The sequence below is a fragment of the Xenorhabdus indica genome (assembly GCF_014467235.1).
Lineage (GTDB): Bacteria > Pseudomonadota > Gammaproteobacteria > Enterobacterales > Enterobacteriaceae > Xenorhabdus > Xenorhabdus indica.
The window spans coordinates 54332-78844 of record NZ_NKHP01000003.1; the positions used below are offsets into that span (position 1 = coordinate 54332).

Sequence of the window (24513 nt, forward strand, 5' to 3'; positions counted from 1 at the left end):
AATACAGTATATTTTATAAATATTATGAATTTATATTACATTTAATTTTGAATCATGGTTTTTTCAGTAAACTAAAATGGCCCACTACTGTGAGCCATTTTTATTAATGAGAAAATCTGAAAAATCAAATCCAGCCCGCCATCAGGCCAGTTTAGACTTCCCGTTTGTCGTATCAGTCCAGGCAGTGATGATGGTTGACTTCGTCTGGCTATCAAACGAGTCAATAAAACTGCTGGCACCGATATTCGGGGAGAATCCGCTCATCGCCTGCACCAACGTATCCACAGCATTGTCAGACAGGGCTTTATATTCGCGTTCACCTTGTGCATCTTTATCGCCCATCAAGGTAACAATATTCGCACGATTACCATTAAAGTAATTATTGAAGGTCACAGAGCCTACCGTTTCAAACTGCCCCTGTACCGAACTATCCCGGACATTGCGGTTGGTCAACAGAACCAAATCGTAGCCACTACGTTGGAACCACAAGTTTTGCCAGTTGATATCGTTGAAAACGATCTTGTCACTTTGTTTGATATCTTCAACCACATTATCAATGACATTCCCGCTGACCACAAAACTATTGACACCTGTTCCTCCCTTAAAGCGGTTCTGATATCCACCCAGTACCAGCAGATCATCGCCGTCACCACCGCTAAATTGGCTGAACTTGGAAACCACATCGGCGATCAGATGATCATTATCCGTACCACCATTGATTACCGCATGATATCCCATCAGTTTGATAGAGTTACTGCCGCTGTTGCCATCAATTTGGTTATAGTTACCAAATACGGTCGCAAAGTCGTCACCCTCTCCCAAATCCACCTGATTGTTATTACCAATAGTGACGACATAATCCTGATCTTGACCGGCATCAATACGGTTGAAGTTACCTGACGCCACGATATAATCGCGTCCTTTGTCGCCTTGAATCACACCGCCTTCACCGAAAGCAAAGACCTGATCATTACCCTCTCCCATGTAGGCGTAGTTAATGCGTCCGGCCAGTACAGCAACGTCATTGCCTGCACCACCAAACATCATATTTTCGCGCCCCATCAGAACGCCCACGTCATTACCTTCACCCCCAGTGAAAATATTGGAGGTTCCTACAGAGTAGAAGACATCATCGCCACGGCCGCCCCAGACGTTGTTGTTATCTCCCAGATACGCACCAAGATCTTTACCATCACCACTCCAGTTAAAATTGTAGTTACCGAGGGAGATGTGAATATCACCGTCACCTTGCAGGTGACCGCTGTTGCGCAGGAAGTCAAACGTTTTGTCCTTCATGTTCAACAAATCGGCTGTCAGGTTCTCTTTCAGGTTAGTGACCAGAGATTTCATCTCCGCTTGTTTATCCTGATTGAACAAAGTCGCAAACAGATTTGGCAGGTTCAGAGCATTAAACCCAAATGCACGTTCTGGTCGTTCAGCTTCGGTTTGCTCAGCCGGCTTATTACCTTCACTCAGGGATATTTTGCCTTCCTCTGCGTCAACAGGCGCTTTCGCTTTCAATCCGTGGCTTTCTGCGAAAGATTTAATACCATCAGTACCCGTATTTAACCCCGCTTTTAAGCCATCAAGTAATTTGTCCGGATCAGTGAATGCTTTCAGTTGATCACCACTGAATTCTCCGATGATCTCCAGCATTTCCCGCAGAATAGCAACACCATCCACGGGTTGACCGGAACGGGAAACAATGCGTCCATCTGGTGTGTAATCGACCCCAAAAATATCTGCCAATGTAGTATCAGCTTTGACGCCAGCAAGATTTCCCAATAGCTTGTTCTTGATCTGACGTGGCAGATCCGTCGGACTGAATGTAAAGGTGGTTTTTGCCATACCTGTTGAGGTGTATTGCTGAGTCATCAAACCAAACAGTGAACCCAGATTGGTATCCAGTATTGATTGAATATTGTCACCAAACATGAAGTTCCAGTTGCCGGTTGTCACCTGAATATCAGCGCCTTGCCCACCAACAGCAAAGTTGAAAGCCAGTTTCTCATTTGCCTGCCGGAACTTATCTGCCCGACTGAGGCTTCCCGGTTCAGGTTTATTACCCGCTCCTCCCAACCATTGGTTGTATTTTTTGTTCAGGGTACTTTCGAGATCGCTTTTCAGACCACGACTGCTACGCTCATTCTCTGTGTTGAGTTCAGTCAGGGTTTCATATTTGACACTGCTGGTCAGATCGAGGCCCGACAGATCGCTGACATATTTCTTCGCACCTTCCAGACTCCATTGTTGATCCTGCTTTGCCAGCCAATCCGATGAACCTTGTGAGCTGGCAATATCTTGCAATACGCCGGAAATACGTGCCGCACCATCAAATGGGTTGACCAATGGCGGTGTCGGAATGGATTTTTCCAACATCACAATCAAATCATTGCTACGTCCCAGGTTGAAACTGACGTTACGGTTACCCACAAACAGTTGTGCACCTTCAAATGCCTGATAACCAGCAATATCTATACTGTGCTTACTGTCACCATGACCAATGTGAACCATCACATTGTTATCACCGAAAGCCAGAGATTTAAAGCCACCTGTTCCCACTTTGATCCCGACATTCGTGGTTCCCCAGTTGATAGCAGTAAATTCTCCATCCCCTACTTGTACCTGAATATTGCCGGAGTAGCTCAGATGCTGGTCAGAAGATGCTGCATTCGGTGCATTATTATTTTGCAGTGCCTTGTCATTCTCATACTGCTTCGGCGCATGGAATGTTTCGCTGTTTTCTGCAATCGCCCCTTGCGGTTTGGCCTCTGCATTGCCGTGCCCCACACGGGACAGAATAATATCATTTTCAGAGATGCCGCGACGGATCCGTTCAGAATGAGTTTCCACTTCCCCTTTCCCATTCCAGCCCAACACAATTTTATTATCTACCAGCTTATGAACCCATTGCTCCTGAACATCACGGGTATGTTTACGGCCAATGCTGTCTACCGCAACTTCACTGCTGCGTGCTGACACGGTAGTGCGGAGCCCTTGCCCATCAAGTGCTGAAATAAAGCGTCGTGCGAAACCGTCACGTTTATCATCACGGATCAATGAACAGCCCACAAGGCTGATATGTTCCGGTATACCTGCCTGTTTGAAGTTTGTACTGAATTGTTTCAGTTTCAGTGCTAATTCGTCAGCGCTGTATCCCGCCATGCGAGTCAGATGCTGAGTTGATTCATCACGCCCGTGTCCAACAATCTGCCAGCGTAATTTGCCAGACAATTTAGCAGGATCACCGTAAACCACACGATACTCACCATTTGCATCAAGCTGGACAACAACACTGGTATCAGGGTGTTTACCTGCCAAACTTGCCGCCGCTTTGGCGACCGTCGGATCATTTTCTGTCTGGATGATAACCTGACCATCAAAGCGGCTTTCACCACCTTCCGCCTGTGGTGTGACGGTAACGCGTTCCCATGATTCGACATTTTTATTGTCAACCACGCGGTCAACACTTTCAGGCAGATTGTCCTTAAGTGGTGATTTCACCACATCGGTAATTTCAGGTTCTGCACGTGCTTTCATCGGCGTTTCATCAAACACGTTCAGATCAAGGATATCCCTCATGCTGACATTGTGTGTGGGTTTATAGGTAGCCAGTACACCGCCATCCATCACCACTACACGGTAAAAAACAGCTTCACCCGCGCTATTTTTCGGCATCTTGTAACTGTTTTCCATATTCAAACCAGTTTTGCCGAAGAAACGTGTCATGTAATCGCCAAATTTCTCGGCAGAAGAAAATTCGATAATACCGACATTCGGATCATAGAAACCATAGACACGATTTTCACCGCTGCCTTTCGCCCACGCACTCATCGCATGGCCGGGCGCATCCAGTTCAAGGAGAACCGGTTTACCATCGGTATTTACCGCAGTCACTTTATTAATTACGCCATTAACAGTCAGTGCCCGCTCGCCTTCCAGCTTTTCTTCCCATACTTTGATAAATGTCTCATACATCGGGTTACGGGCATGCAGGGCTGCCAAAGACCCCAAGAACTTATTGGCATTAGCGAGTTCAGTCGCTGAATACAGATCTGGATTATTGAGTACGGCGGCTGTGGAGTACATTTTTTCCAGTAATTTACGGGCAACGCCGTCCTGACCATCGTTTTCAAGCTGTTTCGCTACCAGAACCAGCTTTGATAATGGGTCACAACGCCCACCATAGCCATCATTGGACAGATTCAGGAACAATGTCTGTGGTGCAGGCTGTTCATTTGCCTTAGTATCAGCAATACCCGCAGAAGCTACATCACGGAACAAGAGGTGGAATTTCTCAGCTTTCTCCTGGAAAGTGGCTTTTAAGGCCTTACTTTCAATTTCCCATGTCAAAGCACCTTTTTGTTCTGCGCTCCAGTTTCCTTTAACCAGCAGATCCACCAATTGCTTGATGCTCATGTCTGAACGGAATCCATCCACGATCTGTTTGGCATGGCCCTGCTTATAACCTGCCAGAAAATCTTCTGTTGTACGGATATCATACGTGGTTATGCCTGCTTTGTTTACCTGTGGTTTCAGCACTTCACCAACGCTTTTCAATTCACTCCAGATATCTTTAAGTATTTCTGGTTTATGAGGCTGATGTTGCACATCAAACAGACTAGTCACAATCTGCCGCGCAAATTGCTTCATTAATCTGTTGCTATCTTCATGTCCATAAAAAGTATGTTCACCCGACACCTGATAACCTTCTGCGACGAGTCTGGAACGCAGATTTTCACCTTCAGACCCCAACCCTTCGCTATCGGTCAACAACATGATTGGTGTCTGTTTCGAGATACCTTGCAGATTTTTTTCAACCGAAAACCGCCCATTCACCGCTTTTGCCAGCACCCCTGTGATCCCAGCAGGGTTTGGTACTTCATGGGCTGTAATGGCTTTGGTCATACTCGGCATTGGGCGATCAAGCAACAGACCGGATACTGGTTGTCCACTGTGTTCTGCATAACGGGCCAGATCTGCCGCAATCGGGCCTCCCATTGAGTAGCCATGAATGATGATATTTTCTGGTTTGATGCCACGATCATTCACCAGGTAGTGGAACATTGTGCGGGCATCCTGATATAACCCTTTTTCACTCGGATGTCCGTCACTGGAACCATAACCCCGCATATTGACCGCCAGCAAATCAATACCCTGTTTTTGGTAGTGAAGCTGGATAGCATCGGCTTGTTCTTCCGCTGATGAACCGGAACCATGAATGAAAAGTACAACTTTTTTCGTTATACTCTGTTCTGTAGATGCCTCTGTTCCCTGAGCAGAGAGATGGTAATAGCCTGTCAGGCGTCCGGCACTGCCTCGTAATGTCACTTTATCGGCTGTGCCGTTATTAACCGCGTGATCCAGCAATATCTGGGTATCTTCATTGACATTGCGGCGGGCATCTTTAGCACCATAAAGTTCGTTATTCAGGAAGCGTGCTATCGGGTTAAATGGTTCCCGCTCACGTGGTGGCGTACCATCATTATCAATGGCGACATTTTCCAGTACCTTGTTTTTATCTTTGCTTTCGCTGCTACCCGGCACTGTCAAATCTTCACCGATCAGACGGTTTGGCTTTCTGACTATGTGCTCAGCCTGCGCTTCCTGCAATGCCTGCGCATAATTGAACAACTCATTTGGTGTCCAAATGCCAAAATGTGGCCGCCATTTATGTCCGATGACCTGATCCGCGCCTCCCGCTTTGAGAACTTTGGCAACAATACTTGAACAGTTACCTGTCAGTAATTGGTAACGGGCATCAGGATTCTGGCTGATTTTATGCCATTCCGCCTGCATCGCTGCCGCATCCAAGCCTGCCAGATTAATACGGAAGACACGTCCCTGATCGGGTTCACTGGCCTTAAAGTCCTGAATATTACTCAGTTCATACTCTGCAAATTGACGAATCACATTGGCAATGCGTTTCTCAGTCAGTTCAGGTGAATGCTGTTTTGCTACTGTCCGCAGTGCTTCGGCAAATCCCTTACCCACTTCAAACATATCTATGCGGCCATCTTCCCACTGTTGCATATACGGGCGCGCAATATGCTCCGGTATGCCGGCAGATTTCAACAGATTAGGATTCGCCAAAGCAGCCATAGCAAAACCTTCGCTGATGTCTTCAAATCTTGCATCAATGCCTTTTGCTACCTGTAACTTTTCAATAAATCTTTCCAGCTTACGTGCGCCATCCTGCAAGCCAAAGTTATCATTTTCTTCGGAAGAGACATCCAGCGCCAGCGCTCCACTTTGTCCTGCCGGTTGGCTGAGGTCACGCCAACGGAGTTTTACATCCGGATACTCCGCTGAGGAAACATCAAAAATGCGGCCAATGTTGGTTGACTTGCCACCTTTCGGCCACCAACTGACATAGTTTTTCTCATTAAATTCCTCTGCATTTTCTGCACTGACTTCAATACGTCCATGTCCGATTTGCAGGGCTGCATGGCCTAACCGACTGTGATCGCTTGGCTTCCAGATAAACAAAGTGGCGCTGATCGGCGATAATTGCTGTTCAATGGCCTGATGTATCTTTTTCAAACCAGAGATATCAATTCCCTTGCCATCTTTCGCCAGGTCACGGGCATTCAGATTTGAGAAAACGATTTCTGTCACTGACTGACCATATTCTCTGGTGATGGATGTCTTGACTTGCTCAATCGCTTTTTCTGCACTTTCTGTTTTCGTGGCAATCTGAATATTGGATTTACCACGGGTAACAAAATCGCCCTGCTCATCAATATAAAGGTGTTTCGAATCTTTCAGGTTGGCATTACCCAGTTTGTTATACAGCTCACTGAAACTGCCCTTCCCAGAACTTTCTACAGTAGATTCTGCAAGCGTCGTTGACTCGTCAATCCGCACATTAATTTGTGACAACAAGTTTTTCAGTGTTGGCACACGTTCTGAATCCGGATGTCCCAACAGATAACCGTCCACCTCATGATGTAAATCATAAAGTTTTTCAATGGCATGAAGGTCATAATCTTTACTTTCTTGCAGCACATTTTCATAGCTTCTGAGCGCATCCAGTACATTCTGATAACTGTCGCCACGGATTTTGCCTTTAACGTAAGCCGCTTCCTGCAATTCACTGACAGACATCAGGTCTGTCTTCGGTTGGTAACGCCAGCTACCTTCCACTTTTTCAGCCAGAATACGGGTACGTCCGTTATCATGGGAAACAATGCGATCATCCACCAGATATAACTTATCAGGCAGTTGAGCGTAATTGTCATAGTTGGCGAGGATAAAACGTTCAATAGCTTTAATCTGAGCTGTATCATCCTGATCTTCTACAATAATGGTCTTGAAGCTTGCATTCTCAGAACCATTATCACGACTGCCCGGCCAAGGGCGGACTTCAAAACCTTCCTCATCATCAGATTCACGTACCAGCAAATTACGCTCTGTACGTAATCCATAGAATGGCAATGCCTGATTCAGCAGATTGTCGATAGCACTGGTTTTGATATTCAGATCAATCAGTGTATCCGGCTGATATCTGTCAGGGTTCAACGCAAGGCGTTTTTCCTGTTCTTTAAGGCTAAGTAAGTCAAAACGTGCTTTTACGGAAACGCCCGCTTCTGTCAGCCTGCGGCCAATCTCTTCAAGCGGTACGCCCTGATACTCTTTGGCTGCTTTATCCAGCAGACGGATTTCTCCCACTAATCCTTCACGCTGTAATTGACGCAACACTGGCAATTCAACATTCCAGAAATAGTTGCCCAAACGCAGGCCACCCTCAGCAATGACATAGACATCATCACGTGATCCGGTTGCATACAGGGAACTCCAGAAACCCGTATTACTCAGTGTAGATGCGTTAATGACTGATTGTAGTGCATTCTGCTGTGCATTATCTGAATCAAGGAAAATGCCGCCCCAACGCATCAATATCTTGTTGAGTTGAATAGCAAAAGAGTTACCTTCTACATCTGTATCGTAAACGACCTTTTTACCGTCCGTTTGGGCTGCGTCAAGAATGTCGCGGTATTGTTTAAAGTTCTTGCCAGACCAGAACGACACGATGCTCTTATCACCATGTGTAGGCTCAAAACTATAGCCATAGTGCTCAAGTCTTGAAATAAATTCGACCCGCTTATCCCAGTCATAGTCGATTGTGGCATCAACGAACAGTTTCGCCAGTGAAGATCTCTGTTCTTCCGGTACACTGTTTTCAGTTCCGTTCAGGTAACCTTCAACAAAATTCACCATTTTTTGTCTGAGATCGTCAGGGATATCTGCATCCACACGTTCAAAGCCCGGTACTGGAATGTAGTTTTCGGTCGCCACATCGTTATCACTGTCCAGCCAGCGGTAAACATCAGCCACTTTCTGTGCTCTGGCCGCTGCCCCAAAGTCTGTTGATGTCTCTGCCGCTTCCGGCTGTGCCAGCGTTTCCCCCAGTGCTTTTAGCCCGCTGAGATCCAAACCAGAAATTTTCTGTTCTTTTCTGACAGAATTGACAGGCCTATCCGCCATACTGCTGGCAGACGCAGATGTATCAGTAGAGGTATCAGGAGCATTGACGGAAACGTGGCTATCAGCCGATGACTGCGCAGTTTCCTCACTTTGAGCATTAAGATTAGTCTGCCGCTTTCTGATACGCACTCCGGCATTAATCTGTAAACGATCCAACGCTTCTTTTGCATCGTCAAGTTCGTTCAGATCTTCTTCCAGATATTGCAACTCCATACTGAGTCCCTCCTCTGTTTCAACAGAAGAGTCGGAATCAATATAGCTATTGACTTTTTCGGCGTGATTTTCAACCGTTGTTTCAAACGCGTTTCCAGTATAAGTCGCGGATTGCCCCTTAACTGACAATCCGCTTCCCGTTGCTTGCGCCCGGTTCGGCAGGCTATTGCCATCAAGTTTCGCACCTTTAGCATCAGATTGTACTTGTGCCGTTTTTATCTCCGCCGCAGACACTGCATGTTGACCACGCTGTTCTGCTTTTTGTACTGCGGATTTTCCATCACGGGCAGACTGTTCAGCCTGTTGCATGCGAGCTATAGCTTCTTGTTCCCGCGATTCTATGTCGGCACGGGTTTTCTCGATGTCCTGTAAAGACTGCTGATGGTTTTGTTCCCCTTTGAGGATACCTGACTCAGATTTGGTGACTGCGTCTTTAATATCACCCAGTCGTTCTGAAGAGGCTTGTTGGGAGTGATCTAGTTGCTGCTGTGCAATCTCTTTTGCAATATCCAGTTGGGATTGCAGATTTCCCAACAAACCATCAGCAAACTGATCACGCCACTGACTGCCGGATTGTCCATGATGCGTCGCATGATCATTCAACGCGTCCAATCCTTTCGTTTTTGCCATCAACGCGTTGGTCACTGCCTGTGCTTCATCATTGATAGAATCACGCTGCGATTGACCATTAGCCTCCAGTGCCTCCAGATCGGTATTTTCCAGTTGTGCTTGAGTACCAGAAACCGCTGTCAGTTGCTTATCTCTTTCCTGCTCCAGACGTTGACGATCGGCTTCTGCTTTTTCCTTATCCTGTAAGGCATTCTGGGCTGCCTTATCCTGTTTCACATGCTTAGCAACGCTACTGCCTGACAGTTCAGATTGAGCAACAACGTTATCCAAAACGTAACCCAAACCATCACTTCTGCCAGTACCTGCAAATTCGAGTCGGTTACTTCCCTCTTGTGCTTTCAGAGTTAAGGTTTTGTTACTCCATGCTGCCTCACCTGCGGAAACTGAAAAAACAATTTCGCCATTCCAGAATACACACATCCCATTATCAGCAGAAATATTGGTACGCCTTGCGAAGTCAAAACTAACTGTGATGGACTCTCCTTCGGTAAGGTTGTCAATATCCTGGTAAATACGGGTATTAGTATTGGTATCAAGTTCACTGACACGCTCACCGTGTCCCTTCTTATTTAGCCCATAAGACTCAGCAGAAAAATCAGCTTCAACCCCACTCGTGGACTGCCAGGACTGCCATCCCACAGAACCCTGCTCAAAATCACCATTGGTAATTAAGTTATACCCCTGCGTTTCATCGCTCAGAGCATTCTGGATTGCATCAGTGTCTGGCGTATTCACTTCTGATACTGTTCCTTTCAGGCTGTCGCCCAACTCAGAAGTCACTTCATCAATCTCTGTCAGTCTGAAACCACTCAGTGAGGAAACCTCTGGCAAGTCAATGGCACCACGCCCTTTATGGGTTCCCGATGTGTTGGCTTCATCACCATTAACCAGATAATTGATGCCCTGACTACCAGCAGTGCCGAGCACTGTCTGCTTAATGTTATCAAACAGTGCCCCTAACTTATTGCTCTGGGTATTACTTTCGGCCACGGCAAGGCTGTAGAAATCACCGTTACCTACCTGAATTGCCACATTATTTCGGGCATAAGAGGCATTAACGTTCAGGCCATCACCGACACGGATATTAGCATTGCCTGTCCCTTTCATGACGGAGATATTCAGGCCATCCCCCACACGGGTATTGACATTGAATTTCCCCCAAGCCACGTTGACAGAGACGCCATCACCGACTTTGGTGTTCACATTCAGGTCGCCATGCGTCGCCGTTACACTCAAACCGTTACCGACTGTCGTGATGATATTGCCTTTGCCCTTAGCCGCAGTTACTTGAGTGCCATCACCCACTTTGGTGACTAGATTGCCCTGACTCCACAACGCGTTGAAGCTATCTCCCTCGCCAATCTGAGTGACAATATTGGCATCACCTTTAGCAAGTACGACATTACGCCCATCACCCACTTTCGTGATCGCATTCGCTTTGCCCCAAGCACCGGTGTAATCATCCCCATTACCTACATGAGTAACGATATTGGCTTGCCCTTGGACAACAGTGATTTCCTGTCCTTCCCCCACCTTAGTGATGATATTTGCTTCACCTTTGGCAAAGTTGTAGCGATCTCCATCACCATAATGGGTCAGGATATTGGCTTTGCCCCAAACTGCGTTGACGCCCGAACCATTACCCACTTTGGTAATGACGTTGGCTTCACCTTTGGCAAATCCGACTGTGGTTCCGTCACCAATGTGAGTCATAATATTGCCGATTTTAGAAACCAACAGACCAACAGCAGTTCCATTACCCACTTTAGTCAGAATGTTTCCTTTACCGTTCAACAAAGCGGCCGTTGTTCCTTCACCAACATGCGTCACTACGTTGGCCTCTGAAGCAGCAACGACGCCCATAAAATCGTCACCGATTTTTGTCACGATATTGGCTTTGCCCAATGCAAGCACACCTGTCAGGCCATTACCGACGTGAGTCATAACATTAGCCTTACCGAACATAGCAGCTAATGTTGTGCCATCACCGACTTTCGTCATGATGTTAGCCGTACCGGCAAACAAACCGATGCTGGTTCCTTCACCCACATGTGTATAAATGTTGGCCTTGCCTATCATCAATGCCGCCGTCAAGCCATTGCCGACTTTGGTCAGAACGTTTGCACCGCCAATCATGGCAGCAAAAGTGGAGCCGTGACCAATCTGAGTAAAGATATTGGCTTTGCCGATCATCGCAGCCAGTGCGTCACCATTACCGGCTTTCGTCGCAATGTTGCCCTTGGCGATCATCAAAGCAACGCTGGTGCCATCACCAATGTGAGTAAATACGTTGCCAAATGCCAACATTAACGCCAGCGCATTACCATTACCCACTTTGGTAAAGATATTGCCGCCGCCCGCCATCATTGCGAACGCATTCCCTTCTCCGACATGGGTAAAGATATTGCCGACTGCTAACATGGCGGCAATGGTTTCACCATCTCCCACCTTAGTGAAGATGTTACCCGCCGCAGCCATCACACCCAATGTTTGTCCATCACCAACGTGGGTCAAGACGTTACCCAACCCCAACATGATGCCGGTAGTATCGCCATTGCCAACTTTGGTCAGAATATTGGCACCACCTAACATGATGCCGGAAGTTGTTCCATCACCAACATGCGTCAGGACGTTAGCACCACCTCCCATAACAGCCAAGAGGTTGCCCTTGCCCTTTTTGGTCAGAATATTGGCACCGCCCAGTGCGACTGCTTTTGTATCAGAAGAAAGTGGATTAGAAGTATCACTATCACTGCTAATATGGGTAATAATGTTGGCACCACCGAACGAGCCAGATTCGAGATCACCTTCCCCTATCTTGGTCAGGATATTAGCTCCCCCGGCCAGAACAGAAGAAACATGGCCCTGCCCCATTTTAGTCAGGACATTGGCACCACCCACACCAGACCAGACCGCATCCCCATGACCAATTTGAGTGTGAGTATTAAAACCCCCTCCCATTGAAACGCGGCTATTGCCATTACCTTTGTGGATAGAGATATTGCCGACCGCCAGAAGATGAGCAAGATAGCGACCATCACCAACGCGAACCAGTACGTTTGCTGCTCCGCCAGCATTGACTTCCATATCCCCACGCTTCCCCTGATGAAGAAGTACGTTGGCAACACCGGCACCATTAAAGCTCAGGTTTCCTTCCTGGCCTTTTTTGATGATGACGTTGGCGCCACCCGCCCCCTTAAATTCTGTGTTACCGAATTCGGAAGTATGTTCAATAAAATTGGCAATACCGGCACCATCAAAGTAGACATTACCTCTTGTCACGTTAGATTTGATAACGTTACCGCCACCAGCGCCTTCATAACGAACATCTCCCGAACTTTCACGTCGTTCAGTGGCCGGAAATAGCGACTGTTCGCTATATTCGTGTGTCCTGGCAACACGGTCACTCACTGTGTGTACCACTTTGGCGCTATAATGGAGATCACTCAGTGAATAACCTCCGGTGCCCATACTGTGATAACCATTGCCCGCAGAAATGATTTCGTTTGCCAGATTGGCAGTGTGATCACCTTCCTTATACCAAGGGCGGGCGATGTATTGCAGTATTCCGGTTTCTGGATTATTCCTTAACTCAACTACCACAATTTTGGTATATATGCCCAGTTTTTTGGCATACACATAGGTGTTTGGCATCCGGTTAGATTTGACCGCTTTTACATCGACAGTCGTGCCATCCTGATAAATTGCATATCCGCCCATTCTGGCATCTGACAAAACAATATCAGCCGCATTAACCTGGATACCATTACCGTAAATCACCCATGCGTTTTCCGTCAGATTCTGCTGTACTGCCTGAATTGTGACAAGTTGCTGACGTTCAACAACCAGATTTGACAGGGTATATGCGCCGTCAAGATTAACATCCACAAAACCACCCTGAGCAGAGATATCTTGTTTCTCAAGCCCTTTAAGGTGATTTCCTTCTTTATACCAAGAGGTTGAGTGATAGATCAGTTTTCCCGTTGCCGGATCATTACGAAGCTGAACTTTATTGATTTTAGTATAAGTACCATCTGCAAAAGCAAACAGATACGTGTTCGGCTCTCGTGTTGATTTCAGGCCTGATACCTGATGATCGCTGCCAATCCATGAACCATTCATGGTGGCATTTTTCAGGACGATTTCTCCGGCATCAGCGTATTCTATCCCTTCACCGCTGAAATCATTGTCAGCACCTTTACGAACAATCTTGTTATAACCGCCTGCACCAGTGAAATGGATATTCCCCTGTTCAACATCGGAGTACAGGTTGTTATAACCACCAGCCCCCTTAAACTGGATATCTCCCCGCACACCTTTGCGGGTGATGCCATTGTATCCAGATATACCAGAGTAATTGATAGCACCATTGTCACCGGTGTGGTTGATTTGCAACCCACCGGCAGCCCCGGCAAACTCTACCGTTCCGTTATGTGTTTTATTAATAGTAGCATATCCCGCACCGCCTTTTACGGTCAGAGAGCCACTGGTGTCATTGATATTCAGATAACCCGCGCCGCCGACAATAGTATCATGTCCCCATGTAGTATTGACTGTAGCCCCAATTGATCCGACGACAATGTAATCATTACCACCGTACGCATTGATGACGCCACCAACGCCGATGGCGTGTATTGTGTTACCGTCATTATCATCTTCGTATTTACCGGTAAAGAAGTATTCAGTACTTCGATTAGATGATTTCCCCATAAATATTCCTGGTGTTGGGCAAAAAAAATTAAACAGTAAACCACTGCACCCGGCGGATACAGCGGTCATTTTTAATATCCAGAATGCCCCGGACAGTACAGGCTTTCTGCCCTTTCCACGCTGCAAAAACACGGCGGCGCAGATCGCAGGCAATGTCACGCGCATGTCCGAAAGGCGCTATCATTTCTGGAAAAAAGATATGCTGACCAGAACGCCAGTCTTCATGCATGATTTCCCGTTCACCGGAAAGGATTGCATCCCGACTGCTGTCAGACAAAAAAGCCCAATTACAAAAAGCAACTGGGCGTTGGTATTCATCTTCGTAATAGCAAAACTGATTGAGCTGAAATGACGGTAAAATACGTTGTTGCCATTCTGCAACTAAATAGCGTCGATGCAGGGGAGAATGTTGACAAAGTAACATCACCCCACCAATTAATGCTTGTATTTCAGTCTGACTCAGTGTTGCTGGTTGATGTGTGATCATCATAATCGAGCAACTATCTGGTAGGATTTTACTGATTTTATTTTGATTTTTTCGTGTTACGTGCCGTCGGTTTTACAGATTGTTCAACTTCAACAGGTGCTGCATTTTCGTCCATCTCTGGCATCGGCAAAAACCCAGCAGCAATCAGCTTATTGATTTCAGCTTCCATACGTGGATCTTCGAGCATACTTTTCACCATAGAAACCATATACATAAAACCTGATACCGGCATATGGATAACTTGTTTTAACGCCAATTCTTTATCGTTTTCCGCCAGTACCCCATTTGCCATTTGATGAGGATCTTGACCAACAAAATAAAGAGAAAACACACCTTTATTGTAATTAACGCTTGAAATTGTTTGAACGAATTTTTCAGACATATCATTATCCATTAAATAAATATTAATCCAATGTTAAAAACATATTAAATTAAAAGAGAATAAATGATAAATGAACCTTATCTTGATTAGGATAATTTTATCATTAAATCCCTCTATTACATGCTACCTAATAGGTTAAGTAGCACCAAAAACACCGTTACAACATGAGTTAATTAATGAGTATTGAAGGTTGAAAACAGACATACACTTCAACATAAATTGCAAAATGACAAGTGAAACAAGCGAGAAGAAAACCAAGTAATCTATTGATGATTTTGATCGAAAATATATCTATTTACTTTTTAAAATCAATATATAAATATTAAAATGTCTTTTTAACCACTATATTTTGTCCTAATTACCCACGTTAATATCCCCGTTAATAGCAGATAATATTCATTATTAAATTCATTAAGATTTTTTTATCGAGAGATACCATATTCTCTCTCTTGTTGCTTATTTAATTTGAGTTTTGGCTTTCATTACAAATAGATCTCCATGCATGAATGAAATAGAAAAAACAACATTATCATTAATTAAATTAATAATAATGATATCTAATGGCGAACACTCGATTATATCTGATAAAAACATAAGCAATAATAATGATAATTATCATGTTTCTTTAAATAAATTAAAGAAAAAACACCATATATCTATTAAGAATAAGCGTTCAATAAATAAGAAAATTAATACATTATCTTTACCAGCTATTCTATTCGATAATGATGGAAACCCTTTTATTCTGGCAAAATCAGATGAACATCGTGTGTTAATTCAAAAACCCCATCAAGAAAAACCAGAAATATTAGATAAAACAGACCTTATCAATTCATGGAGTGGCCGCTGGATAAAAATAAAACAAAACAGTAGCCAATTTAATATTCAATGGTTCATCCCAGAATTTGTCAGACAGAAGAAAAATCTGTCTGAGATATTGTTGTTTTCTTTCGTCTTGCAAATCTTAGCCCTGATTTCTCCTTTATTCCTTCAGGTTGTCATGGATAAGGTATTAGTACATCAGGCACTTTCGACATTAGATGTTTTGATATTTGGTTTGGTGGTCGCCGGACTGATTGAAGTTGTCCTGAGAGGATTACGCGAATACCAATATGCTCACACGGCCAATCGGATTGATATCAAACTGGGGCTGAAGCTGGTCAAGCATCTATTTGGTCTGCCTTTACTGTTTTTCAAAACCCGCCAGGTGGGGGCAATTGTCACACGGGTACGGGAACTGGAAACTATCCGGGAATTTTTGACAGGTTCGATGTTTACATTATGTATTGATGTCCTGTTCATGTTCGTTTTTATTTACGTTATGAGTCTGATTTCCGGGAAATTAACTCTGATCTTTCTGCTCACTATACCGTTCTATGCCTTACTTGCCTGGTGGGTTACACCCAAGATCGAAAAAGCAGTAGAGAAACAATTCACTCATGCTGCACTCAATACCTCTTTTCTGACTGAAACCGTTGCAGGAGCCGAGACGCTGAAAAGCCTTGCCGCTGAACCACGTTTTACACATCGTTGGGATAACCAGACCGAAAATATGGTCAGTACCAGTTATGAAGTTCAGCAATGGGACAACCGTTCCAACCATCTGGTAATGCTGCTACAAAAAGTAACCAGCGCAATTATTATCTGGCTTGGTGCATCAGAAGTTCTTTCCCTGCACATGACTATCGGTCAATTGATTGCTTTCAATATGATGGTCAATCATACCGAACAACCATTGACCAAACTGGTGCAGCTCTGGGGACAATTTATCCGCTCACGCATTGCTGTCGATAAATTAGGGGATATGCTGAATTTACCGACGGAACAACAATCAGGTAAGGAGCAGGTGACACTAATAGGCGCAATTTCATTCTCCGATATCGTTTTCCGTTACCAACCTGATCTTCCTCCAGCCATTAACCATTTCACGCTGAATATCAGGGCAGGAGAAACGCTTGGCGTTGTTGGTACATCCGGTTCAGGAAAAAGCACCCTTGCCCGCTTGCTCTTGCGTCTCTATACCCCGGAACATGGAAAAATCACCTTAGATGGTATCCCGCTGCAACAGATTGATATTGCATCATTAAGGCAGCAAATAGGTATCGTGCTGCAAGAAAACTTTCTGTTCAATAAAACCGTACAGGAAAATATTGCGCAATCACGGCCGGATGCCTCATTGTCCGCTGTAATTGAAGCTGCAAAACTGGCCGGTGCTCACGATTTTATTCTCAAACTACCACTAGGGTATGACACCGTTATTGCAGAAGGGGGGCAATCTTTGTCAGGCGGACAGAGACAACGTCTGGCGATTGCCAGAACCCTGCTCTCTGATCCCAAAATTTTGATCCTTGATGAAGCCACCAGCGCATTGGATGATGAATCACAGGCCATCATTCAATCCAATATGGCAAATATTGCACAAGGTAGAACCGTCATCACCATTGCACACCGATTATCCACTGTACGTCAGTGCAACCGGATAATTGTGCTGCATCAAGGCCAGATCAGCGAACAAGGAAGTCATGAGCAACTTTTGCAGCATGGCAAACACTATCGAAAACTCTGGCAGCTACAACAAGAACTACAACAGGAATTGAAACAGGAGGGCCCCTCCCATGTTTAAAGCCATCTTGCGTAAGGGGCTAAAACACCTGCGTGCTCCTTCAATACATTATGATTTTCTGCCAACCCATTTGGCATTGTCACAACGCCCACCTTCTCCGTTTGCTCGTTATACGGCGATTGTACTCAGTATTGGTGTACTGGCAGCTCTCCTGTGGGCATATCTGGGAAAATTAGATGTACAGGCAACAGCAACCGGGCGCCTGATCGTCTCTGGTCGTTCACAAATGATCCAGGCTTATGAACAGAGTCGTCTGATCGCGATCCATGTTACCAACGGGCAACATGTTGAAAAGGGAGCAGAACTACTGACATTAAATACACTCGGTGTGAATCAGGATATTGCACGTCTGCTTGAGCAGCGCGAATATTTTACTGAAGAGAAGATCCGTTATCAGGCATTGCTGGACAAACATGACCCTAAATCTTCGCCTCTTTTCCAGCAGCAGCCGATATCTGTACAGCAGAAAATCCTGGCACATTACGCTCATGAGAAGCAGGAATTCGACACTATTATTACCAATACCTATGCTGAAATGGATGTCAATCTCTCTTCCCAAAAAGCCAAAGAGAGTGATATGAAGGCGCTGACTAATCTGCGCCAGAATATTAGTCAACGCTTACAAGCAAGAAAGACACTGAGTCAGCAGCAAGTTATAAGCCGAATGGAATATCTGGAACAGGAAAAGGAATTACTGGAAACAGAACGGCTGCTCACTCAACAAAGATCAGAACTTAATGTTCTGATGGCTCAATACAAGAGCTTTGAAGAGCGCCTGAAAAGTCTCAAAGCACAAAAAGAACGGGACTGGTTTGAAAAAAGAAAGCAGGCTGAAATACAACTGGCTGTACTGAAACAAGAGCTATCAAAAATGAAAGAGCGGGAAGAACTTTCTGTTGTACGTTCTCCTGTTACGGGTACTGTTCAGCAATTAAGTGTTCATACTTTTGGAGCAGTACTGCAACCCGCACAAAATCTTATGGTGATCGTTCCAGATGACCATGTACAACTCGCCGAAATCCAGATCCTGAATAAAGATATCGGCTTTGCTCGTCCCGGTCAGTCGGTAACAGTGAAAGTCGATGCTTTCCCTTATACACGCTATGGCACTATTGAAGGAAAATTACTGAGTATCTCCCGTGACTCCACTATCGATGAACGATTGGGACTGGTTTTTCCGGCTCAAATCAGCCTTAAGCAAAACAATATTATGGTTGATAGTAAACCCGTCGAGCTTACGGCAGGGATGTCGATTGTTGCAGACATCAAGACTGATCAACGGCGAGTGATTGATTACCTGCTCAGCCCGATTCAGGAATATCAGTCTGAAGCGCTGAGGGAAAAATAATATGGCAGAGACTTTTTCCTTTACAAATAGTATTAATAAAAATAGCACTGATACGGAAAATCATGCCAATAATCGTGCACTGGAATGTGTCGCTTATCTGGGAAAACAATTCCACAAAGTTGCTGATGCCAGGCAATTGCACCATGCACTGGGGTTAGATTCGCTGCAACTGACAGACTGGCAACTACGGGAAGCGGCTGATGCTATCGGGCTACACAGTAAATTTGATTTGCTGACATCAGAGACGGCTGCAACTTTACCTCTGCCGACATTGGTTGAACTGGAACAGTGCTGGTGGGTATTGTTGGATGCCAACGCGGGTCAATTTACCGTTCTCAATCCTGTTACGGGAAAACAAAAAACTCAGGATTTGCATGACCAATATAAGATCTTGCTTGTCGCTGAAAAAAATCTAACTAAAAAGCAGGTCAAATTTGGCTTAAGCTGGTTTTATCCCTCCATTTTCAGACAGAAAAAACAGTTACGGGATATTTTCCTGCTGGCCATTGTGCTGCAACTTTTTGCATTGGCATCACCTCTGTTGTTTGAAAACATTATCGACAAGGTATTGGTGGGACGCAGCTTTTCCAGTCTGCATGTTCTCGGTCTGGCAATGCTGGCACTCGCCATTGCAGAACCCTTGTACGGTTTTTTACGCAACACTGTATTTGGGCATATGGCAAGCCAAATCAACGCAGAACTCTCCGGCAGACTTTACCGCCATCTGGTGGGTTTACCCCTGCCCTATTTCAAACAGCGTCAAACAGGGCAAATCATCGCCCGTGTCAGAGAAATGGCGCAAATTCGCCAGTTTCTGACGGGTTCTACCCTGATGTTATTGCTCGATCTGATCTTTATCATCCTATTCCTTGGTGTCATGTTCCATTACTCCAGCCTGCTGTCATGGATAGTGATCGGCTCTCTGATACTCTATTTCCTGCTCTGGATCACCGTAGGGCCAATCATCCGGCATAAAGTAGAAGCGGAATACGAAGCTGATGCCAATGCGACCAGTTTCTTAACGGAAGCCGTGACGGGTATTGAAACAATCAAAACTACAGCGACGGAAAAACGTTTTCTGCACCAATGGCAAAAAGTGTTGAGCCGACAGTTAATCCAGCGTTTTGCAGCCCAGAAAAGCGGGCTTGCCGCAGGACAGGGGATCACGTTGATCCAAAAAATTGTCGCAGCACTATTGCTATGGTGGGGAGTCAAAAGCGTACTTGCAGGAGAGCTATCTCCCGGCGAGCTGATTGCTTTCAATATGCTGGCCGGGCATGTCACACAACCGATCCTGCGATTGGCACAAGTATGGCAGGATTTCCAACATACTCTGATCGCTCTAAGACGTGTCGGCGATATTCTTGATGAACCCATGGAGAACAGCAAACAAGGATTAGCGTCTTCTCCTGAGCTGGCAGGTCAGATTGAATTCAAAAATATCCGTTTTCGTTACCATGAAGATACACCCGAAGTATTGGTAAATCTGTCACTGTCGATCAAGGCAGGAGAATTTATCGGTATCACAGGGCCATCCGGCTCAGGCAAAAGCACCCTGACCCGATTGCTGCAACGTTTGTATATACCACAACATGGCCAGGTTTTAGTGGATGGCATGGATTTGGCCATTGCCGATCCGGTATCGCTGCGACGCAATATGAGCGTGGTATTACAAGAAAGCATTCTGTTTTCTGGTAGCATTGCCGACAATATCCGTCTGTGTAAACCCAATGCCAGTGATGAAGAACTCTATCAAGCAGCAACTCTGGCTGGGGCTATCAATTTTATCAATCAATTTCCCCATAAATTCACCCATCCGGTCGGTGAAAAAGGCAGCAATCTGTCTGGTGGCCAACGGCAACGTATCGCTTTGGCAAGAGCATTACTGAATGAACCCAAGATCCTGATCCTGGATGAAGCAACCTCCGCACTGGATTATGAATCCGAAGCTGCCATTATGAGCAATATGCCTGAGATCCGCCGGGATCGGACAATTATCAGCATTGCTCACCGACTGAACACCATTCGCCACGCAGATAAAATCTTCGTTTTAGATCAAGGGCAAATAATCGAATCAGGCTCACATGATGATCTGTTACAACAAAATGGGCTCTATGCACAACTTTGGAATCAGCAAACTAGCTGACTATCATTCTGAAAAATTCATTGAAGGCGGGAGGCTTGTTTCATCTTAATAACGAAATTAACCCAACATTGTAAGATGTTCTTAAGGAAGAGAATATGGCTATGAAACAATTCTCTATCACAGCTCTGGTATTTTCACATACTTCAGTCACATCGGTTGCTATGCCGATTGAAATACTGACTATTGCCGCTAATGCTATTGGCGGCCCTATTCCTGATGTTCGTATTATTTATCCTACTCAGAAGGGAATGGATGAACCCCATGGTCTGTTGATTGGCTCTGCCTCAACGTTTCAGGGCAGCCTTTATCATGATACACAACCCGACCTTATTCTGATCGGCTCACTGGGTTTTCCTGAATGGCAACCACACCACTGTTCACAGGAAATAATCGACTGGCTGAAAGCCATGGGTGAAAAGCATATTCCTGTTGTTTCCATTTGTTCCGGCACTTTCATGCAGGCCAGCGCAGGCTTACTAAAAACAAGTGCAACTATTCACCCTCATTTCGCTGCTGAATTCAAAGAGCTATTTCCCCATATTCCTCTGTATACCAACAAAAAAATCACTTGCGACAATAATCGGTTCTGCATTTCCAGTGCTTATGAAGATGCCCGTTGCATGATGAATATTGTGGAGCTGATTTATGGACAATACGCCAGAGAACGTTGTGCACATTTCCTGTTTGGAGAAAGTGAAAACCAGGATTCAGTCAGTTTTGTCCCTTATCGTCAACATTCAGATCCACTCATTCACAAGCTGCAAGATTGGATGCATTCTTCCCCCTCTGAAATTTTATCGGTTGCTGATTTGGCAAATAAAATTCATCTTTGTGAACGGCAAATGAAACGCAGATTCAAAGTTGCCACAGGACAAACACCGATCCAATATATCCAACAGATACGTCTGTCACAGGCCAAACACTGGCTAGAAAAATCGCAAAAAACCATTGAAGAAATCAGTCATGAAGTGGGTTATGAAGATACCCGTTATTTCAGAGAGTTATTTAAACGCTGTAATGGCCTGACACCAAAAGAGTATCGACAAAAATATCACCATAATGGCTGATTTGGTCATGTATTTAATCCGTTGATGCATGTCAAATACAGTAATTACGTTCAATGAATGTACCAATGCTCTTATCGTGCAATTCGGGGGATTTAGAATAACCCAGTGTCTTACGATTGAGTCACCAAACTAATATCAAAATCAAGGATGCCTTCCAAAACACCGCAAAGAAAGTCATGTAAAAACAAAATATTGGATACATGTTTTGAAAGATTTAATTATTAAGATTCTGTATATGAACCATAATATATAATCGGCTTGAGAGTTTGTTAATTAATCTAATTCAGACATAATTTACCATTACAATGGAGTCAATTTATGAAAAAAATTAAAGAAATTCATGCTAATTCTTTTGAGGGAGAAGCTAAAGTTATACTGAAATTTGTCTATACCGTATTACAGAATGGTGCTTTAGCACCTCAATATGACGCTGAATGCTTTAAAAAACTATCAAGTTCTGGATCAAAATACGTTGGTTTAAACGTGAACAATAGGTATAACATAAATACAAAGACTGGAATAATGTCTGCCAGCTCGGAGTTTATTCCTCCAGGCCATTCCAGACCTTTAGTCGTGACTCTATCGCCTGCAGGGATAAGTAATACATATGAATTTATTGGTAGCATGGAGCCAGACATTAATATATTTTTTAGTCTTGATAAAGATTTAAAAAATCCAGTTAGTACATTTTTGATACCAAACAAAGGGAAGGAATATAATTGCGTCATTTCGAGTTTAAATAAATATCACAATATAACAAGGAGATGGTTGTATAGAAGCGCGTGAATATCACATATTGTCTGCGACAGAGCTGGAGAACATAAAAAACGGTTATATATTTAATTATGTTGATGTATGTCAAACATAGCAATTACGATCAATGAATGTACCAATGATCTTATCGTGCAGTTCGGGGGATTTAGAATAATCAGGTCATGCTCCCGATGATTAGATATTGTGATAAACTCCCTGCTTTTTATTGTGGGTGAGAGCAAAACCTTCCAACTAAACGCTACCTATCAAGCCTGTCATCCCGGTATGAAAAGCGAGTTATTGATATGGCAATAAATAACTCCAGCATCAGGGACACAGCCTGGGTTCTAAAAGTCGGCATTAACACAGTCATTCGCACCTTAAAAAGCTCACGCCAAGAAATGAGACCCATTTGCCCTGATCTGGGGATAGATTCTGGGTAAAATATAGTTAACACAAAGCATGATGAAAACAGGTTGCACGCAAATTTTAGATAGACTAATCTATCTAAAGTATAGGCGCTAATTTAGGCGATCATCTTCAGTCATTAGTAAGGACGATAAATGGCAAGAAATTTGTTATCTCTTCTTGGCTTTTGTTTTTCTGTGCTCGTTTTCACAAATGCCCAAGCATCCCAAGAACAGATGCGTGTCTCAGCAACAACGATGCAGGCAGTTCCCTTTACTCCTTCAATTAATATATTAGGATCTATTGTAGCAAGAAATGAAATTATCATAAGCCCGTCACTGACTCAGCATATCATTACTGATGTCCTGGTCGAAGAAGGCGATCACGTCAAACAAGGTGATGTTCTGGCTACACTGGAAACGCCCATTCAGGATGAGAAAGTCAAACAGGCCAGAGCGAATCTGGAACATGCTTTGGCTCTGATAAAACAGAATGAAGCCATGAACGATCGGGCACAATCCGACCTGAAACGGGCAAAACCGCTGATCAAAACCGGCGTAATTACTGCCAGTGAGTTTGAAAAATATAAAATGGAGGCTAATTCGGCATTAGCAGCCTTAAATGCGGCAAAAGCCGAATACCGGCAATTACAGGCACAATTACAAGAAGAAAAAAGCCAGCGTGCCAAAACAACTATTCTGGCTCCCAAAGCAGGAATTATCAGTGAGCGTGTTGCCACAGTTGGTATGACCACTGATGGTAATTACCTGTTTAAGCTTATCGACAATAACCAATACGAATTTTCGGCTGAAGCCTATATTTCTGACTTAAAACAGATCCAGGTGGGCTCACTTGCAACCATTTCTCTTACTGAAGGGGATAAAATAACGGGTAAGGTGAGATATGTATCACCAAAGATTAATCCTATTACTCAAATAGGGCTCATCAGGATCACGCTTGATAACGTTCCCACAAATATCAAACTAGGCGATTTCGGTTATGCTCTCTTTCAGCTTAAACCAGAAAATATTAATGCCATTCCTTATAGTGCAGTGAGTATCACTGATGGAAACAAAGCAGACGTCTATGTTGTGGATAAAAACAATGCGGTGGAGAAAAAGCAGGTCAATATAGGGCGTATTTTTGATAAATGGGTTGAAATAAAGTCTGGGTTATCAGCAAACGATAAAGTTGTAGTCTCTGCATCTCCATTCCTACAAGATATGGATACTGTTTCCATTAAATCACAGGGAAAATAA

The 24513-nt window shown here is 44.5% G+C and carries 9 protein-coding genes and 2 pseudogenes; 7 read left to right on the plus strand and 4 right to left on the minus strand.

Features of this window, described 5'->3' with window-relative positions:
- Nucleotides 1-141 precede the first annotated feature (141 nt).
- Genes rtxA through rtxH form a run of 3 tightly spaced genes read right to left on the minus strand, consistent with a single transcriptional unit; the run spans nt 142 to nt 14909 of the window.
- Nucleotides 142-14040, minus strand: a complete 13899-nt coding sequence (gene rtxA, locus Xind_RS03305) for an MARTX multifunctional-autoprocessing repeats-in-toxin holotoxin RtxA (RefSeq protein WP_187649483.1) — start codon at nt 14038-14040, stop codon at nt 142-144.
- 28 nt (nt 14041-14068) lie between these two features.
- Nucleotides 14069-14530: an RTX toxin-activating lysine-acyltransferase RtxC gene (rtxC, locus tag Xind_RS03310; protein WP_047678766.1), complete on the minus strand. Its 462-nt coding sequence runs from the start codon at nt 14528-14530 to the stop codon at nt 14069-14071.
- A gap of 34 nt (nt 14531-14564) precedes the next feature.
- Complete coding sequence (gene rtxH, locus Xind_RS20835; protein WP_047678763.1) at nt 14565-14909, minus strand: protein RtxH; 345 nt, start codon at nt 14907-14909, stop codon at nt 14565-14567.
- 502 nt (nt 14910-15411) lie between these two features.
- On the opposite strand from rtxH, the gene Xind_RS03320 reads away from it, so the two are divergent.
- From Xind_RS03320 to Xind_RS03335, 4 genes are all read left to right on the plus strand, one after another.
- The gene (locus Xind_RS03320) at nt 15412-17532 is read left to right on the plus strand and encodes a peptidase domain-containing ABC transporter (protein ID WP_187649484.1); all 2121 of its coding nucleotides are present in this window, start codon (nt 15412-15414) and stop codon (nt 17530-17532) included.
- Nucleotides 17525-18880, plus strand: coding sequence for an HlyD family type I secretion periplasmic adaptor subunit (locus tag Xind_RS03325; protein ID WP_187649485.1), 1356 nt, complete (start codon nt 17525-17527; stop codon nt 18878-18880). The genes Xind_RS03320 and Xind_RS03325 overlap by 8 nt, the downstream gene beginning before the upstream one ends.
- Nucleotide 18881: 1 nt before the next feature.
- A complete protein-coding gene (locus Xind_RS03330) occupies nt 18882-21026 on the plus strand; it encodes a type I secretion system permease/ATPase (RefSeq protein WP_187649486.1) in 2145 nt (714 codons plus the stop codon).
- 101 nt (nt 21027-21127) lie between these two features.
- Nucleotides 21128-22093: a GlxA family transcriptional regulator gene (locus Xind_RS03335; protein ID WP_047678791.1), complete on the plus strand. Its 966-nt coding sequence runs from the start codon at nt 21128-21130 to the stop codon at nt 22091-22093.
- Between the two features lie 31 nt (nt 22094-22124).
- Here Xind_RS03335 and Xind_RS03340 read toward each other — a convergent pair.
- A pseudogene (locus tag Xind_RS03340) lies at nt 22125-22214 on the minus strand (IS1 family transposase); the annotation flags it as partial.
- A gap of 197 nt (nt 22215-22411) precedes the next feature.
- On the opposite strand from Xind_RS03340, the gene Xind_RS03345 reads away from it, so the two are divergent.
- The 3 genes and pseudogenes from Xind_RS03345 to Xind_RS03355 all read left to right on the plus strand — a co-directional run bounded on the left by Xind_RS03345 (nt 22412) and on the right by Xind_RS03355 (nt 24513).
- A complete protein-coding gene (locus Xind_RS03345; RefSeq protein WP_052189365.1) occupies nt 22412-22879 on the plus strand; it encodes a hypothetical protein in 468 nt (155 codons plus the stop codon).
- 207 nt (nt 22880-23086) lie between these two features.
- A pseudogene (locus tag Xind_RS23775) lies at nt 23087-23264 on the plus strand (IS1-like element transposase); the annotation flags it as partial.
- 145 nt (nt 23265-23409) lie between these two features.
- Entirely contained in the window at nt 23410-24513 is a 1104-nt protein-coding gene (locus Xind_RS03355; RefSeq protein WP_187649487.1) for an efflux RND transporter periplasmic adaptor subunit, read from the plus strand.

Excerpts from the sequence above, each read along its gene's own strand:
- rtxA (WP_187649483.1), bottom strand. The coding sequence starts at position 14,040 with ATGGGGAAATCATCTAATCGAAGTACTGAATACTTCTTTACCGGTAAA.
- rtxC (WP_047678766.1), bottom strand. The coding sequence starts at position 14,530 with ATGATGATCACACATCAACCAGCAACACTGAGTCAGACTGAAATACAA.
- rtxH (WP_047678763.1), bottom strand. The coding sequence starts at position 14,909 with ATGTCTGAAAAATTCGTTCAAACAATTTCAAGCGTTAATTACAATAAA.
- Xind_RS03320 (WP_187649484.1), top strand. The coding sequence starts at position 15,412 with ATGAATGAAATAGAAAAAACAACATTATCATTAATTAAATTAATAATA.
- Xind_RS03325 (WP_187649485.1), top strand. The coding sequence starts at position 17,525 with ATGTTTAAAGCCATCTTGCGTAAGGGGCTAAAACACCTGCGTGCTCCT.
- Xind_RS03330 (WP_187649486.1), top strand. The coding sequence starts at position 18,882 with ATGGCAGAGACTTTTTCCTTTACAAATAGTATTAATAAAAATAGCACT.
- Xind_RS03335 (WP_047678791.1), top strand. The coding sequence starts at position 21,128 with ATGAAACAATTCTCTATCACAGCTCTGGTATTTTCACATACTTCAGTC.
- Xind_RS03345 (WP_052189365.1), top strand. The coding sequence starts at position 22,412 with ATGAAAAAAATTAAAGAAATTCATGCTAATTCTTTTGAGGGAGAAGCT.
- Xind_RS03355 (WP_187649487.1), top strand. The coding sequence starts at position 23,410 with ATGGCAAGAAATTTGTTATCTCTTCTTGGCTTTTGTTTTTCTGTGCTC.